At 39.5% G+C, this 16,301-nt stretch carries 16 protein-coding genes and 2 pseudogenes; 10 read left to right on the plus strand and 8 right to left on the minus strand.

The annotated features are described in order from the left end of the window. Nucleotides 1–2: 2 nt before the first annotated feature. From HRT96_RS05945 to HRT96_RS05955, 3 genes and pseudogenes are all read right to left on the minus strand, one after another. Nucleotides 3–382: pseudogene (locus HRT96_RS05945) on the minus strand (transposase); the annotation flags it as partial. Between the two features lie 229 nt (nucleotides 383–611). Next, entirely contained in the window at nucleotides 612–1,376 is a 765-nt protein-coding gene (locus tag HRT96_RS05950) for a hypothetical protein (RefSeq protein WP_293153657.1), read from the minus strand. A gap of 173 nt (nucleotides 1,377–1,549) precedes the next feature. Continuing rightward, nucleotides 1,550–2,095, minus strand: a pseudogene (locus HRT96_RS05955) (FAD-dependent oxidoreductase); the annotation flags it as partial. A gap of 249 nt (nucleotides 2,096–2,344) precedes the next feature. Here HRT96_RS05955 and norR point away from each other — a divergent pair. Then, nucleotides 2,345–3,982 carry a nitric oxide reductase transcriptional regulator NorR gene (gene norR, locus HRT96_RS05960; RefSeq protein WP_293153659.1) on the plus strand — a complete coding sequence of 546 codons (1,638 nt, stop codon included), beginning with the start codon at nucleotides 2,345–2,347 and terminating at the stop codon, nucleotides 3,980–3,982. A gap of 123 nt (nucleotides 3,983–4,105) precedes the next feature. Here norR and HRT96_RS05965 read toward each other — a convergent pair whose 3' ends face one another. Continuing rightward, on the minus strand, nucleotides 4,106–5,479 hold the full coding sequence (locus tag HRT96_RS05965; RefSeq protein WP_293153661.1) for an MATE family efflux transporter: 1,374 nt from the start codon (nucleotides 5,477–5,479) through the stop codon (nucleotides 4,106–4,108). Between the two features lie 272 nt (nucleotides 5,480–5,751). Between HRT96_RS05965 and HRT96_RS05970 the strand changes: the two genes are divergently transcribed. Next, on the plus strand, nucleotides 5,752–6,357 hold the full coding sequence (locus HRT96_RS05970; protein ID WP_293153663.1) for a riboflavin synthase subunit alpha: 606 nt from the start codon (nucleotides 5,752–5,754) through the stop codon (nucleotides 6,355–6,357). A gap of 181 nt (nucleotides 6,358–6,538) precedes the next feature. Here the strand turns inward: HRT96_RS05970 and HRT96_RS05975 are convergent, their stop codons facing one another. The 3 genes from HRT96_RS05975 to HRT96_RS05985 form a co-directional block, all read right to left on the minus strand. Beyond that, complete coding sequence (locus tag HRT96_RS05975; RefSeq protein WP_293138086.1) at nucleotides 6,539–6,742, minus strand: CPXCG motif-containing cysteine-rich protein; 204 nt, start codon at nucleotides 6,740–6,742, stop codon at nucleotides 6,539–6,541. Nucleotides 6,743–6,898: 156 nt separating this feature from the next. Beyond that, on the minus strand, nucleotides 6,899–7,588 hold the full coding sequence (locus HRT96_RS05980; protein WP_293153665.1) for an LrgB family protein: 690 nt from the start codon (nucleotides 7,586–7,588) through the stop codon (nucleotides 6,899–6,901). Beyond that, nucleotides 7,585–7,983, minus strand: coding sequence for a CidA/LrgA family protein (locus HRT96_RS05985; protein WP_293153668.1), 399 nt, complete (start codon nucleotides 7,981–7,983; stop codon nucleotides 7,585–7,587). Before HRT96_RS05985 ends, HRT96_RS05980 begins: the two co-directional genes overlap by 4 nt. A 132-nt stretch (nucleotides 7,984–8,115) precedes the next feature. Here HRT96_RS05985 and queE point away from each other — a divergent pair, with 132 nt between their 5' ends. From queE to HRT96_RS06005, 4 genes are all read left to right on the plus strand, one after another. Then, a complete protein-coding gene (queE, locus tag HRT96_RS05990) occupies nucleotides 8,116–8,784 on the plus strand; it encodes a 7-carboxy-7-deazaguanine synthase QueE (protein WP_293138082.1) in 669 nt (222 codons plus the stop codon). Nucleotides 8,785–8,946: 162 nt separating this feature from the next. Beyond that, nucleotides 8,947–9,330, plus strand: coding sequence for a DUF4440 domain-containing protein (locus HRT96_RS05995; protein WP_293153670.1), 384 nt, complete (start codon nucleotides 8,947–8,949; stop codon nucleotides 9,328–9,330). A gap of 284 nt (nucleotides 9,331–9,614) precedes the next feature. Beyond that, complete coding sequence (locus HRT96_RS06000) at nucleotides 9,615–11,516, plus strand: DUF1302 domain-containing protein (RefSeq protein ID WP_293153673.1); 1,902 nt, start codon at nucleotides 9,615–9,617, stop codon at nucleotides 11,514–11,516. Nucleotides 11,517–11,595: 79 nt separating this feature from the next. Next, complete coding sequence (locus HRT96_RS06005; protein WP_293153676.1) at nucleotides 11,596–12,972, plus strand: DUF1329 domain-containing protein; 1,377 nt, start codon at nucleotides 11,596–11,598, stop codon at nucleotides 12,970–12,972. A 124-nt stretch (nucleotides 12,973–13,096) separates the two neighbouring features. Here HRT96_RS06005 and HRT96_RS06010 read toward each other — a convergent pair whose 3' ends face one another. After that, nucleotides 13,097–13,624, minus strand: coding sequence for a carboxymuconolactone decarboxylase family protein (locus tag HRT96_RS06010; protein ID WP_293153679.1), 528 nt, complete (start codon nucleotides 13,622–13,624; stop codon nucleotides 13,097–13,099). A 125-nt stretch (nucleotides 13,625–13,749) separates the two neighbouring features. Here HRT96_RS06010 and HRT96_RS06015 point away from each other — a divergent pair, with 125 nt between their 5' ends. From HRT96_RS06015 to HRT96_RS06030, 4 genes are all read left to right on the plus strand, one after another. Beyond that, nucleotides 13,750–14,178 (plus strand): MerR family transcriptional regulator, encoded by a 429-nt coding sequence (locus tag HRT96_RS06015; RefSeq protein ID WP_293153682.1) that lies wholly within the window; start codon nucleotides 13,750–13,752, stop codon nucleotides 14,176–14,178. Between the two features lie 320 nt (nucleotides 14,179–14,498). Continuing rightward, the gene (locus HRT96_RS06020) at nucleotides 14,499–14,879 is read left to right on the plus strand and encodes a hypothetical protein (protein ID WP_293153685.1); all 381 of its coding nucleotides are present in this window, start codon (nucleotides 14,499–14,501) and stop codon (nucleotides 14,877–14,879) included. 10 nt (nucleotides 14,880–14,889) lie between these two features. After that, nucleotides 14,890–15,063, plus strand: coding sequence for a hypothetical protein (locus tag HRT96_RS06025; protein WP_293153688.1), 174 nt, complete (start codon nucleotides 14,890–14,892; stop codon nucleotides 15,061–15,063). Nucleotides 15,064–15,220: 157 nt separating this feature from the next. Then, nucleotides 15,221–16,213, plus strand: a complete 993-nt coding sequence (locus HRT96_RS06030; protein WP_293153691.1) for a type II secretion system protein — start codon at nucleotides 15,221–15,223, stop codon at nucleotides 16,211–16,213. Nucleotides 16,214–16,301: the final 88 nt, after the last annotated feature.

Consider the following 16,301-nt stretch of genomic DNA (forward strand, 5'->3'; position numbering starts at 1 on the left):
CGGATATCAGCATTGTACATTTCCTTAAACGAATCAACGATATCGCGTGTTGCCATCTCTTTAGCGTAGAGACTCAGAATCTTATCATCCATCGACGTAAAGCGAGTTTGGTTTTTCTTGACCAGCTTAGGCTCAAAGTTACCATTACGATCTCTTGGTGTATCAAGTTCAAATTGGCCATTTTTAGTGTTTTAGAAGAATAACCATTTTGATAATTTATTGAAGTGTCTTTCTGATTTTTCTCATAACCAAGATGTTCATCTAGCTCTGCATTGAGCGCAGCTTCAACGGTGATCTTAGTGAGCATTTGACTAAAATCGAGGAGATTTTGTTGAGATTTAAAGCTTTTTGCGGCTTCCTTTGCAAAGGCTTCTAGTTCTTGCGTTGTCTAATTACCTATCCTTAATATGATTAAGTTAATGATAGGCAATTACACAGATTTCGGGACAGGGCCGAGATATTAGATGCATACTGAATTATTGACGTAATATGTCATGACTACTCACGTCTCGATGACAAGATGTACCCACGCCTAAACTATACAATCAACCTTCCTCAGTCGTAGAGGAAGGCTTAGTACTTAACTCTCTAAGAGCTGTATAGCAAAAATCTTAGACTGTTTCGATTTCCAATGCTGATGAACGCGATCTCATCCCTCTCTCAACCTCTACAACTTGAGATGTAGGCATGATTGGTGCACCTAAAGCACCGAGCACTTTATCATCCATTGCAGCAAGAATCGCAGGGGCCAATTGACCGTCTTGTCTAACCCATTCAGGCACATGCAAGTGGGGTGATTGCAGTATGTCTTTGTCTTGGAGTAAACCGAATAAAATAGCACCTAAAGCATGCGTATCTTCATTACCACCTGTAAGTATTTGCGCGTTTTTAAACTCAGTTAGCCAACGCGTTAGCGCTTTAATCGAGCTAGGTAAACCGGTAATGTCCATCGCGTTAGCGACATCTTTAGTCCAAAAGTTAAACCAGATAGCTTGTTCTTCGGCGCTTACTTTTGATGAGGAATAGCTGGATGAAAAACGAATACCTTCACAAACAAATACCGCGATGATCATACGAAATTCATCGGCGAAATCTTGAGTTGAAATACCAGCGCTAGCATGTGTCTGGTTAATGCGTTGTAGTGCTTTACAATCTGCGCCTTTTTCAACCACACTCCAAAGTAGTTTTAGTGTGGAGATAAATCGCGCTTTAGGAAACTCTTCAATATAACCGACTTGTCGATCGGCCCGTGCTGTCACTGGTGTCGCAAAAAACCAACCAAACGCGGCTGTCATCGCCCAGAAAAATATTTCCGGTCTTTCCTCCATTAACGTTTTTAATGCTTCGGTTTCGTTTGAACGTGCTAATGTCTTCATTATATTCTCTCCATGAATATGATTAACTACGTAGTTTTGCAGAAGTTTATGACAATTATTGTGATAGAGTCGGTAGTTTTATACCTAGTTAGATTGGTAAAAAAGGAAGCAGGTCATAATGGTGTTTATAATAACAAACCTTCTTCGGCCATCAATGAAGGTTTGTTATTGATTTAAGACTTACAAATCGCGGCAACCGCTTTCAATCGACGGGCTGGTTCTGCAACAAACGGATTGGTTTCATCCCACGCATAACCAGCTAAGATCGAACAGATCATTTGTTTTATCTTCGGATTAGGATTGTCATGCAAGACCACGTCTTGGAATTCGCCAGTGTACCAACCTTCAACATAACAACGGAATGCGTTAACACCTGTCATTAACGTATCAGCATAGTGAGCCGCAGTAATGTGGTCTTCAATATGAGTAAAGATAGCGCGTCTTGGTGGAAGGGTCGATGGTACTTCCAATCCTAATAAACGCGGTAGCACACGACCGAAGCCACTGGCATCAAGGATAAAATCAGCTTCTATCTCATAGCTAATAGTGACGCCTTGTTGCTCTGCACAGTCGGCGAGCAATTTGTCGAAGTGTCCACGTTGTACTTGGAATGTAGTGCCTTCACCAGCCGTATATTTTTCGGTGAAATCAAACTCAGTATATTTACCATTGGCGTGGAAAGCCGCACCATTTTTAAATTGGAAACCAGCAGTGTTGATGACACAAAAAATTCCTTATTATGTCGAGTCTTAATCCGGCAGATTTATCTATTAATATATTTAGTAGGGCGACTTACCACATGTTAGATAATCGGCTAAAAAATTTTAGTAAATCAATAAAAACAGTTGATACAAATCAACAATAAGCCGCAGTCTATAAATCAACGGTGATGATTTAACCTGTTGTCACTTTGACCACGAAATGCTATAACTAGTCTCAACTGAATGACCGTTTTAAGGAGCTGTTACATGGAAAATCTGCGCTTTATCGAGATCATAGATACTGTTATTTATGACCTATCTAGAGAGTTGCCTAAATATCAACGATATAACCGACTATTACAGGCATGGCGGGATATTTTTTCATGTGACGCATGCGTGTTGCTAAAGCTGGACGGCGACAACTTAATCCCTAAATCGGCGAATGGGTTACAAATCGACGCAATGGGACGACATTTCCCCATTGCAGAACATCCCAGACTTGAGCAGATCCTAGCTCACTATGAAAATGAAATTCAAAAAAAAGTACACCGTTTTGATGCGGATTGTGAGCTTCCCGATCCTTATGATGGTTTGATCCAAACACCTGACGGCCAACTTAATGTACATGATTGCATGGGCGCGGTGTTAGTGATTGATAATAAGCCGTGGGGGATCATCACTATGGATGCACTTAATCCACAACGCTTCGACTCACTCGACCCAAAGATTTTAAACTCTATGATTGGCCTGACTGAAGTAGTGATCAAAACCGCCAACTTAATTTTTTCATTAGACCAAAAAGTGCAACGACAAGAGCAGGTAACCGCCAGCTTAATTAGTGAGAAATTCAGCGAGAAAATGATAGGCTCTAGTCCTGCGATGAACATGCTTAATTTAGAAATAGATTTGGTTGCTGATTCAGATTTAGCGGCATTGATATATGGTGAATCGGGCTCAGGTAAAGAGTTAGTTGCGCGTCGAATTCACATGTCGTCAAAACGTGCCAAGGAAGCATTAATTACCGTGAACTGCGCCGCATTACCCGAAACGATGGTCGAAAGTGAGTTGTTTGGTCATGTTGCAGGTGCGTTTACTGGTGCAATGAAAAATCGTCTGGGTAAATTCGAACTTGCAGACTGTGGTACATTATTTCTGGATGAAATAGGTGAACTGCCTTTGTCTATTCAAGCCAAGCTATTACGGGTTATTCAGTTTGGCGAACTGCAACGCTTAGGCAGTGATAAACCCCATAAAGTGGACGTAAGGTTAATTACCGCAACTAACCGAGATCTTGCTAAAGAAGTTGCAGAGGGACGATTTAGAGATGACTTGTACCACAGGTTAACTGTGTATCCATTAAAAGTGCCAAGTTTACGAGAACGCGGTAATGATATCTTATTATTAGCAGGTAGCTTCCTCGCCAAGATCCAGCGTAAAGTAGGTCTTAACAACTTGACCTTAGCCAAAGACGCTGAGCGTGTATTACTGGCGTATGAATGGCCAGGTAATGTCCGAGAGTTAGAGCATCTTTTAAGTCGAGCTTCATTAAGAGCCGCAGCTCGTAACCGTAAAGACGATCGGGTCGTTGTATTAGAAAGCAGTGATTTAGATATTCAGTCTGCAATTGGTGAATCAAATGCTAGCTTACATGCTAATAAGAACACGGATTCTGACGTTATTGCAAAAGGCATGGCTAGCGTGGCTCATGTAGCAGGGCAAGATGACATCGTAATTAGTACTGTTGATAACGACAACAATTTAAAACAAATAACGGATGATTTTCAGACTCAGTTTATCAAAAAGATGTTAGCTGAAAATAACGGTAATTCAGCTGCCACGGCGCGTGCGATAGGCGTTGATAGAAGTAATTTACACCGATTGATGAAACGACTCGACATTCAGTAATTCATTATACTTACTCAATGAAATATGAATAAAAAGGCGGTAGTGATGTGGTTCACTACCGCCTTTTTATTCACGACGTCCTATGAAGCACTTAACAAAATAGGCTTTAAGCACTCATCGCGATTAAATTGCTGTTAGCTCAGGTGTATGACCTTGCGTTGTTTTCTTATACACATTCGCAAGTTTAATCGATAACAATATTGCCGCCATTGTTAACCCCGAAATAAAGCCAATCCAGAAACCCGCAGCGCCCATTGCTGGTACGATTAAATCTGTTAACGCCAGTGTATAACCAATTGTCATACCCACAGCCCAATAAGAGAATAGGGTGATGTAAAAGATCACACTTGTTTCTTTATAACCACGTAATGCACCTGCGGCAATAACTTGCACTGCATCCGATATTTGATATACAGCTGCAATCAACATTAACCCTGTTGCAATGTTAATGGTGGTCATGTCTTCGGTATAAATTGTTGCAATTTCATTACGCAGTAGGATAGTTAAGATCGCTGTAATAACAGATAAACCAACGCCCATCCACATTGCTGTGATACTGGCAAACTTTGCTTGTAACGGTTTTTTCTCACCGATATATTGACCAACGATAATTGTCGTTGCAATACCCAGACTAAGCGGTAACATGAATATCATTGATGAGAAGTTTAACGCAACCTGATGCGCAGCGACCGTGATCGCGCCAAGTGGTGCTAACAGAATAGACACAACCGCAAACAGGGTTACTTCGCAGAACATCGATGCTGCAATCGGAAAACCAACATCAATCATGTGCGACATTTCTTTCTTATTGATACCATAAACTTGATCGAATAATTTGATCTCTTTAAAATCTTTATGGAAATAGCTATAAGCAATCATCGAGAAACACATAGCTACAAATACTAATACAGACGCAACAGCACAACCAACACCGCCCAGTGCAGGCATACCAAAGTGACCATTGATGAAGATGTAGTTTGCAGGTACGTTTACCATGATACCAATCAAGCCAATTACCATGGTTGGTTTGGTAATACCTAACCCTTCATGGTAGCTACGGATCACTTGATAACCACATGCAAACGGTAATGCTAATGAAATAACGCGTAAATAACCTGTTGTTAGCTCGGCCAATCTATCTTCAACATGCATGAATTCTAAGATCATCGGGCTGTAATATAGCAACGCCATCATTGGCAGGAAGATGATTAATACAAACCAGACACCTTGCTGTACGACTTGCGCAATTTCACTTTGTTTTTTCGCGCCATAAAGCTGCGCAACGATCGGGGTGATCGCCATTAAAATGCCCACTAAGAACATTAATACTGGGAACCAAATACTGTTGGCAATGGCAACAGCCGCCATGTCTGTTGCACTTACTGCGCCAGCCATTACGGTATCAACAAAGCCCATGACTGTGAACGCAAGTTGTGCGATCAGAATTGGAACCATTAATCTAAATAAGTTAGAAACCTCAGATCGATATTTCTGCACTGATACTCCGGATATTTTTGGGTTGTTATGTTGTGTATTCTAAGATTTGATGTTGCTGAAAACGAAAGAAATGATTATGAATGTTGTGATATTCGCGTTCGTGAGGACGTACCTGATCCAGCTAGGAGCATATTAATCCTTTATAGCTAGTTTTTAAAGATGTATTTAAAAATATCTTCTTGATATGAACATCTGGTTATTAACTAGATGAATTATCTAAACTAACACGATATAGTTAGGTATATTCGTTCAAGTAGTGATAAAGGTCATTTATGTTTACTGGCATTGTACAAAGAAAAGCAAAGATTATTAGTATCGACAAAAAAGAGCAATTACATACATTAGAAGTAACGCTTGCTAAAGCACATCAAGACGGTTTAGTTATCGGCGCAAGTATCGCCAACAATGGTACATGCTTAACGGTAGTAAAGATAAATGACAACAGTGTGTGTTTCGATGTTATTGAAGAAACGCTCAACGTGACTAACCTTATTGACCTAGAAGTGGGTGATGAAGTTAACTTAGAACGAGCCGCTAAATTTGGTGATGAGATTGGCGGGCATTTATTATCGGGTCACGTCCATACCCAAGCTGAAATCGTGACGATTAATCGTACTGAGACTAACTGTGATATCTGCTTTAAAATAGCACCAAAATGGCAAAAATACGTGTTACCAAAAGGCTTCATTTCGATTGATGGCATTAGCTTAACCTTAGGTGATGTTGCCGATGGACACTTCTGGGTACACTTAATTCCAGAAACATTGGCTGTTACTAACTTAGGTGGTCGCAAAGTGGGCCAGTATGTCAATATCGAAATTGACAGTCAAACTCAAGCGATTGTTGATACGGTAGAACGTATGATGTTGAAAAAGTAACGGGCGCTTTCAATTACAAATATAAGAGCGATATTCAAGCTTAGATGTTTATTTAAACATGGTGTATCGCTCTTAATTTAACACGTGTTTTAAACGGACCTTATGTACATATAATATAAAACTTTTCATTTTAAGCTGTGCATTTAAAACGATGTATTTACGCTGTATCAAAACTAAGTATTTAAAAGATCTGCTCATCATCCGCATCAATAAATAATTCATACTTCTCATGAACCTGATCATGCAATAACTTAAAATGAATACTATTGCAGCAGGCGCTGCACTCGTCATAATAATCTTGCGCGCCATTACTGGCATCAATATCAGCGGTAATAAATTGACCACAATGCGGACACACTACTGTCCTATGAGAAAATTGTTTCATGATAACCTCCATAGGCTATATATCGCATCTTCTAAGCTTATTTTAGTTGAAAATTTCACTTTTGCATTTATATGCGAAGATCTGTCTTTCGGGTAGATAATAGACATTGAAATTATGCTGTATCAATGCCTATATCATCTATTTTTGTGATTGATATTATACCATCCAGGTAATTAAAAATGGATAAAGTACAGGCGTGATAATGGATGTCAGGACCGCACTAATCAGTAATGCGGTGGTGCTGAATGCGCCATGGATACAACTTAATTCCATTGCTTTAGAGGTTCCTATCACGTGTGAACCTGCACCCATCGCAAGTCCTTGCGCTTCGGGTGTTCGAATACGCGAATGCTTTAGTAAGAAAGGCCCGCAGACGTTACCGAATATCCCGACCATAATAACCAGGATCGCAGAAATAGCAGGAATACCGCCTATGGTATGACTGATTGCCATTGCGATGGGCGTCGTTACCGCTTTGGGCGCAAGTGAGGCGATAATTTCAGGTGAAGCTGAAAAGCTAATTGCAACGAATGTAGTAACAACCAAACCGACAATCACGCCAGCACTGCATGCAATAAGTACAGGTATTATTTTTTCCTTCACATGGACAAACTGTTGGTATAACGGAAAGGCAAGGGCAATGACTGCAGGTTCGAGTAAGCGAGTCAGGATCGTTGTGCCTTGTTCATATTCATTAAGGTCTAATCCAAATGCTAACATGATGCTAATTAACGCGCCAATGCAAAGTAGAATAGGGTTCAATATCGCGAGTGCGGTTTTTTTATACACCCATTGCGCAAGAACATAGGTAACAAGGGTTAATGGGATGGCTAAATATAAGATCATTTATTCTCACCTTGCTTCGCATTTGATTTTTTATTTAATGTTTTATTGCTACTTGCGCGATTCAAAAAACAATAAGTGTGACCAACCGTAAAAAAGATAACGACGGTGCCAATGGAACCCGCCATGATGAGTGGCAGCAAGTTTTGTTGGACTAAATCAAAGTAGCCCATGAGTGCCACACCAGCAGGTACAAATAAGATACCAATGTGCCGGTTAAATTGCTCACATATTTTTTCGACATACTTTTTCTTTAGTATGCCACTGCTTAATGCGATGAATAAGAGTAATAAGCCGATGATGCTAGAAGGAAACTCGACGGGCAATAGCATATCAACTCCTCGACCTAAAATGACAAAACAAAAAATGGTGAAAATATTATATAGCCATATTTTCATTGATTACCTACCTACTAATTATGCGATTGCTAAGCAATTACTGTGCGATCGAAAACGTCCTATATAAAATGTTAAAAATATATAGGGCAGATGATATAATAAACGTTAATTGAAGTTTATTAGGTTATAAAAATGCAGTATCCGGTTAATGAAATTTTTGAAACAGTGCAAGGTGAAGGCCATTTTACTGGTTATCCCGTCATCTTTATTCGTCTACAAGGATGTGATGTAGGTTGCTCTTGGTGTGATACCAAACAAACTTGGTTGGTAGACCCTGAGATGCAAGTATCTCAACAAACGGTGAACAAAGCTTGCGATGATAAACCACATTGGGCGAACTTTACTGCACAAGAATTCATTACTATGATACAAAAAAATGGTTTTGTTGCAAAGCATATTGTGATCTCGGGCGGTGAACCTTGCCAATATGATCTTGTTGAATTGACAAGTGAATTGGAGCAAGCAGGGTATTTCTGCCAGATTGAAACGTCAGGTACATCGGAAGTACGTGCAACAGATTCTACTTGGGTGACTGTATCCCCAAAGATCCAAATGAAAGGTCAGTTGCCCGTCTTACAAAGTGCATTGCGTCGTGCTAATGAAATAAAGCATGTGATCGCAATGGAAAAGCACATTGAAGAACTTGATGCGCTAATCGCAGATATTGATACGTCTGATAAGATCATGTGTTTACAACCGATTTCACAACAAAAACGTGCAACAGATCTTGCGATCAAGCTGTGTATTGAACGTAATTGGAAGTTGTCTGTTCAAATGCATAAATATATCTTTATAGATTAAATTTTATCCGTATTCGTTTGTATTCGTATACCTTCTGCTCTATCTATCAGTAGCTGAAGGTATGTCGAGATAACCGATGAGAAAATCTATAATTAACTTGGCTGCAAGAGCCGATTGGTATTAACAGACCATTACTATAAATAAATAGACAAAGGACTAGTGATGAACCATTTTGACAAATCAGAAAGCGCACTGATTGAACAGTTTAAACACCGTGAAGAAACGTTATTACATACAGACTTTTCTAAACCCGGGATGCAGCTTGATGACTTCTTACATCCTGAGTTATTTGAGATATCACCAATAGGAAGTTATACCACTCGTAGCGAAATTGTGAGTTGGCTTTTGGCTAAGTCACCGTTGCAACGTTGGAGTTTGACCCAATTTAAAGTTGTTGCATTGGCAACTGATACCATGTTGGTTTGTTATCAGGCTAATTCGATTAATGACGGTAATGTAAAAGAAACAGGCAGTTTACGTAGTTCAATTTGGCGTTTTTACAACCGACAATGGCTACTTCAATTCCATCAAGCAACAAAAAACTAACAAATATATTTATTTAATAATTCATGTCTCACATACCTATCTAGTACTATTTCTCTGTTTATAACCCTCTTTAGGGGGTAACTTCGCCGATATTAAGTTTCTTTGTTGATTGTAAATCTTTGACGCAGCTCGCATAAAATATCATGCTGGCTTCGATTGACAATAATTTGGCACGTTTGGCCTGTATCTGACACTGTGTAACAAAAGTATTATGTGAATATAATACCTACGACCTAATTGTTAATGGAATGAAAACAAATTAAAGGTATAGGATGGATACAATAATGAAAAACACAACTCATAAGAAATTTTTTAAAGCAACACCAATTGCTTTGGCGTTAATAGTTTCAGGCTATACGGCTTCTCCTCAAGCGATAGAGTTTAATTGGGGTGATGTTGAAGGCTCATTCAACTCTCAAATTACAGCTGGCTCAAGTTGGCGTGTAGAAGAAGCTGACGCAAAGAATCTAGGTGCGGGTAATGCGAGTGTAAATGGCCTTAGGGGTGTAACTAGTAATACGCCAACAGGTGATGATGGAAACTTAAATTATGATAAAGGTGATGCATTTACCCAAACGATTAAAGGTCTCCATGACCTTGGTTTAACCTATGAAACGGAGGACGGAACAACGTTTGGTGCGTTTGTTCGTGGTAAATATTGGTATGATTATGCTTTAGATCAAAATGACGTTGATCATGGCCATGGTAATAATGGGTATGTAGCCAATACACCGCTTGATGACAGCAATTTTGATGATTTGACTAAAGCTAAAGGTGTTGCACTGCTTGATGCTTATGTCTTTACCGGTTTCTACATCGGTGATGTGGCAGTCGACTTAAGAATTGGTAAACAAGTGGTGAACTGGGGAGAAAGTTCATTTATCCAAGGTGGTATCAATGCGGTAAACCCGATTGATGCTGCCGCTTTCCGCCGCCCTGGTGCGGAAGTAAAAGAAGGGTTACTACCGGTAAACATGATTTTTGCAAATATCGGTTTAACGGATAATTTTAGCGTCGAAGCATTTTATCAATTAGAGTTTGAACCAACAGTGATTGATAGCTGCGGTACTTATTTTTCGACGTCTGATTTCTTAGCAGAAGGTTGTGATACTTTAGTCTTTCTAGATGGTAACCTAACAGGTGATCTCGGTGATTCAAATGTTTATAATGGTACATTATATGCAGAGCGAGGTACAGATGAGGACGTTTCTGATAACGGCCAGTTTGGTGTGGCATTCAAATATTATGCTGAAAGTCTGAATGCAACTGAATTCGGTCTATATTATATGAATTACCACTCTCGACTACCGTATGCTAGTGTGGAAGCGGGTTTAGCTAATACCGTATCCTCCAACCCTGCGCATGGTGGAAATACATACGGGACTTTACTCGGAGGTAAAGCATTTGTACCGGCAAATACTGATTTAATCGCTGCTGGTCTTGGCATAACTGCCGCACAATTCAATCCTAAATATCATACTGTCTATCCGGAAGACATTCAGCTGTTTGGTTTAAGCTTTAATACCACTGTTTCGGAATGGGCTGTTTCTGGTGAGGTTAGCCATCGTTTAGATATGCCTCTACAAATTAACGGTTCAGATATATTAAACTCGGCATTAACTGCTGGTAATTCGGGCTCTCCAACCGATGCAAGTTATAATACCGTCGCTGGTGGAGGCACGCTTGATGGTTTTAGTCGTTTTGATTATACCCAATCGCAATTAACCTTGATTAAATTCTTTGATAAAGCGTTGGGCACCGATCGTATTACTGCGGTGGCTGAATTTGGTTATGGTCACGTATGGGACTTACCTGAAGGTGACGATGATATTAAATACGGTCGCTCTACTACCTTCGGTGCTAGCTTTGATAATAAAGGCGATGATAACGATGGCTTCACAACAACAGACAGTGCGGGTTATCGTTTAGCGGTTAAAGCCGATTATCGTAATGTTTTCGCTGGTGTTGATTTAGCGCCATCAGTAGCTTGGTCACATGACGTATATGGTTACAGCCCTGAACCACAAGGTACATTCCAAGAAGGTCGCACAGGTGTGAATCTAGCACTTAAAGCTAATTACCTAAATATGTATTCTATGTCGATTAGTTACACGCAGTTCGGCGGTGATTTTAATCCACTATCAGACCGTGACTATGTTTCTGCAGCAGTTGGTATATCGTTCTAATAAATAATAGAAATATAATTTATTTTTATATTATTTAAATGGATAGAACGAATAAAAGTTATAGAAAAGGATTTTAATTATGAAAGTATTCAATAAAGCATATAGCGTAGCAGCCATTTCAGTGGCAATGGCATTCTCGGCATCAACGCTTGCGAAAGTAAGTGAAGCGGATGCGGCTAAATTAGGTAAAGAATTAACACCGGTAGGCGCTGTCACGGCTGGTAATGCAGACGGAACTATTCCGGCATGGACGGGCGGTATTACTAATGCCATTCTAGGTACTGACATTGGTAAAAATGATCGTGTAACTAATCCATTTGCAGCGGATAAACCACAGTTTGTTATTACTGCGGCGAATGTTGATCAATATAAAGACAACTTAACGCCTGGCCAGTTGGCGATGTTTAAGAAGTATCCTGAAACTTATAAAATGCCAGTATACGAAACGCGCCGTAGTTTTGCTCAGCCAGATGATATCTATGCCACGATTAAAGATAACGCGTTAAATGCGAGTCTTTCAGCGGGTGGTAATGGTTTAGACAATTTTAAAATATCAATTCCATTTCCAATCCCTGAAAATGGTTTAGAAGTTATTTGGAATCACATTACTCGTTATCGTGGTGGTCATGCTGAACGTGTTATTACCACTATTCCGGTACAACGTAATGGTGCGTATACTGCGGTGAAAGTAGAAGATAAATTCTATATTCCTGAAGCGCTGAAAGGCGGTCGTGATGCCAAAAAAGATGACAACATTTTGTTCTATTACATGCAACGGATTATTGCCCCTGCACGTTTAACTGGCACAATTGCCCTTGTGCATGAAACCATCGACCAAGTGAAAGAACCACGTAAAGCATGGATCTATAACTCTGGCCAACGTCGTGTTCGTCGCGCACCTAACGTGTCGTATGATGGCGAAGGTATCGGCGTAGAAGGTTCTCGTACGTCAGATAACTATGATATGTACAATGGCGCTCCTGATCGTTATAACTGGACACTTGTAGGTAAGAAAGAGCTGTATATTCCATATAACTCTTACAATCTTTCTTCTACCGATCTTGAATATGAAGATATTGTGAAGCCAGGTCATATTAATCAAGACTATACGCGTTATGAAAAGCATCGTGTTTGGGAAGTGCAAGCAAAAGTAAAAGAGGGTCAACGTCATGTTTACGCACAGCGTAACTTCTTTATTGATGAAGATAGCTGGCAAGCCGGTGTGATTGATCATTATGACGCACGTGGTAACTTGTGGCGTGTAGCCGAAGCGCATTCAGTTCAATATTATAATGCAGATGTGAACTGGTTTGCTGCTGAGACGCTATATGACATTATCGCGGGTCGTTATCTAGTGACAGGCTTGAATAATGAAGAGCGTAAAGGTATTCAGTTCGACGTTAAAGCTAAACGTAAAGACTTCTCTACATCAGCATTGAAACGTATGGGTCGTTAATCTGCCCTCATGTTTATGATTGAGCAACGGCTAGTCTAAGTTAGTTGCTTATTGAAACGAGATATTTAGTACTTAATTCAAGTATTAAATATCTCTTTTTTTTGTTTAGGATTAATTTCGATCACTAAACTGTTTTTTTACACACATCAAATGCAGCGTTAAATTTTGTAGTCATATTTTGGAATGCAATAATAGTCGTTAACTCAACAATTTCATCATCGTTATAATAACAACGTAATTGGTCAATATGCCTGTCGGTTACATGTAATGACGTATTGGTGATCGCATCTGTATAGGCCAGTACCGCACATTCTTGAGGTTTGAAATCACTGCAATGCTGCCAATCTAATAATTTATCTTTATTTAACCTTTCTTTGAGACGTCGCAATACTTTAGAATCATGTTCGATGGTAAATTGACACTGGTTTAGCTGCGCAATGCGTACACTCATGAGTGCGTGAATATAAGGTTGGATAGGGGAACTCTTTCTATTGATTGTTTTATATAATAGGAAAATGGCAGCGAATAATCGAGGTTTACGCCCCAATATTTGTGCGGGTTTTAAGGTTTTATTTTGTTTTCTCGCAAGTAACCACAAGATCGGGCGTATAAACCACGAGTATTGGCTTGATTGTAATTTGGGGATACGCATAACTCACCTCGATGCATACATAAGCTTTGCAACACTAATTATGGGTTAAATTAAGCAATAGGGTGAATTTGTGGTAGATTATTCGTTGTAAAGCATAGGCTGTTTCTAGATAAGGATTTAATTAAATGACGACGTATTATACCGCGGCGGATCTTGCTGAAGAGTTTTCAGTCACACGACGAGCTATCCGTTTTTATGAGACGAAAGGATTGCTACAATCAGAACGTCGAGGACGGTTTATGTATTATGATTATCGTCAACGTGCACGCTTAATTATTATCTTACGTAGTAAGCGTTTAGGGATTAGCTTGGAGTCAGCAAAGCATTACCTTGCTTTATACGATGACAAGCCAGACAGCGCGCCGCGTATGCTGTATATGCTACATCAAAGCCGCACACGGTTGAATGAGTTACGTGATCAGCAACTTGCATTACAAGAGAATATAGCTGAACTAGAAATACTAGAAAAGATAGCGATGAAAGATTTATCTGCATGTGATCTGGATATAGAATCAAGTTATAATGACTATGTTGCGAGATTGCTTGACATCTAAAAATCAGCTGAAACTAATAGTGTATAGTAACTATCTATTAATAGTTACTTTGATTTAAATCAAAGTAAAATTAAAATAAAACAAAATAAGATTTTAAATCTGAACATCTGTAATCACGCCGACATTATCACCGTTACACTCCTTTATTTTGGTTTTACACTCTATCGTGTGACACTTTTATTACAGCCTTCGAAAACTTAAAGTACTCTTCAAAGCACTATTCATTGTGAGCAATGTTGCAATACTCATAAATATAGTTAGAATGCCCTCATCGATATGCGAATGGTTCGCATTCGTAGGTTGATTATAGGGGGTTGTTTGTGTTGGGTTTTGTGTCAAAGCTTAAACGGTTTAAAAAAAGTGTCATTAGTAAAAAGACACCAGTATTAATACTACTCAATAAACAGTTACCTAAAAATGCGGGTTGTGTCGTTGATTTTTCGATAAACAAGAAAAGTAGAGTTATTGTGATTGAGTTGGTTCGTGATGAACAACTTAATAAGATTAACGTGATTAATTATGGTGTTCACTTTAGCGGTAACGAGACGATTATTCGTTGGTCCAAAATTAAAGTAGATGGCACTGGTACTCGAGACCTAAAACGAGTATTAGCGAAACAAAAATCAATTATCTTACCGGCTTATCTATTTAATTTAGTCGACCGAGTGATGAATACACAAGAGGTGATTAGCGCAACTTAAGGGACTAAGAATGAGTGAACTATCAGTAAAACAAAAATTAAATGAAGTGTTTGACGAAGTATTTGAACATGATGGTTACGGTGACTTTAGAGTTGAAATGAAAATATTGAAACGTAATCAAAAAGAAATAATTATCCACTGCGGTAAGCAGTACAGATTTACTTTGGATTTTCAGAAAGACTGATTATATCCAGTAAACCCCAGTTAAAGGCAACTGTTTTTAATTGGAACCATGGAGCGGCGAGAGGTCGTCCATTTTAACTACAAACTAAAATCTCATAGAACGCAGCGGGCGCGAGGCCTGTGTACTCTATACAATCATAAGTATAGGTATTTTAAAAATGAAATTCGTAAACAAAAATCAAGGCGGTTTCACGCTTTTAGAACTATTAGTTGTTGTTGGTATCATCGCAATCATCGGTGGCGCAATGCTTTCATCATTCAGTGGGCAAGAAGCTACCGCTGCACGTGGTGTTGCAACAAGCGCAATCGCAGGTATTGAAGATGCGACTCGTATCTACCGTGCTACAACTAAAGGTACGCTTCCGAACAACATGGAATCTCTTGTTTGTGCTAACTATGATGCCGCTGGTACGGTATCAACTTCAGTCCCTTCAGCAGCTGATGGTGGTGTACTTCCTGCAACAGCGGCAGCAACTACGTCTTATAAATACGGTGGCACATCAAATGCATCGGGTATTGGCGGCGGTATGACTAAAAAACTAGCGGCTAAATTCGATATCGCGGCACTAACAGCGCTGCAAGCAACAGCACTGAACGATGTTGGTATTACAAGCATGCGTTATGCAATTTCTGAAGCTTGTGATACGGATGTTACAACGACAGCGTCAATATTCGCATTAGATGGTACTACATCAGTTGATTTTGGTGATGGCGGTGAGGGTCTAGTAGGTATTGATATTCCAAATCAAGCATTTGAAGGCTTACGCCCAGATGGTCAAACTGGTTATAAATTCCGTGGTATTGGTTTTGCCGGTACGATTGAAACGGCTTCTCCAGTGCTAATTTGGAAAAAAGGCGACGGTGGTTATAACAACATTAAACTTGGCGCAGCGGAAAGTGATGTGCTTATCGCGATGGGTGTAGGCCAAGCGTCTGATTTAGTGGGTACAGGTCCTAATGCTGCATTCAGTAAAGCACCTTTCTACGGTCAAGTAGGTAAAGATAAATACGCTCATTACATTGCACTTATCAACGTGGGTCCTGCAGGTGACGAGTTTACTAACGGTGAAACACAAGTACAAGCGGTTGTTGATGCGCGTGGTGACTTCTTAGATGAAGAAATAGCTGAATTTAACGGTCAAAAAATCTAATCGTATTTAATTAAAGTTAATTAACTCGTTTAGTAAGACATGATCAAGGGGGAATACCTCTTGGTTATGTCTATTTAACATCGAATTA

Origin of the sequence: Moritella sp. (assembly GCF_013215705.1) — a bacterium.
Lineage (GTDB): Bacteria > Pseudomonadota > Gammaproteobacteria > Enterobacterales > Moritellaceae > Moritella.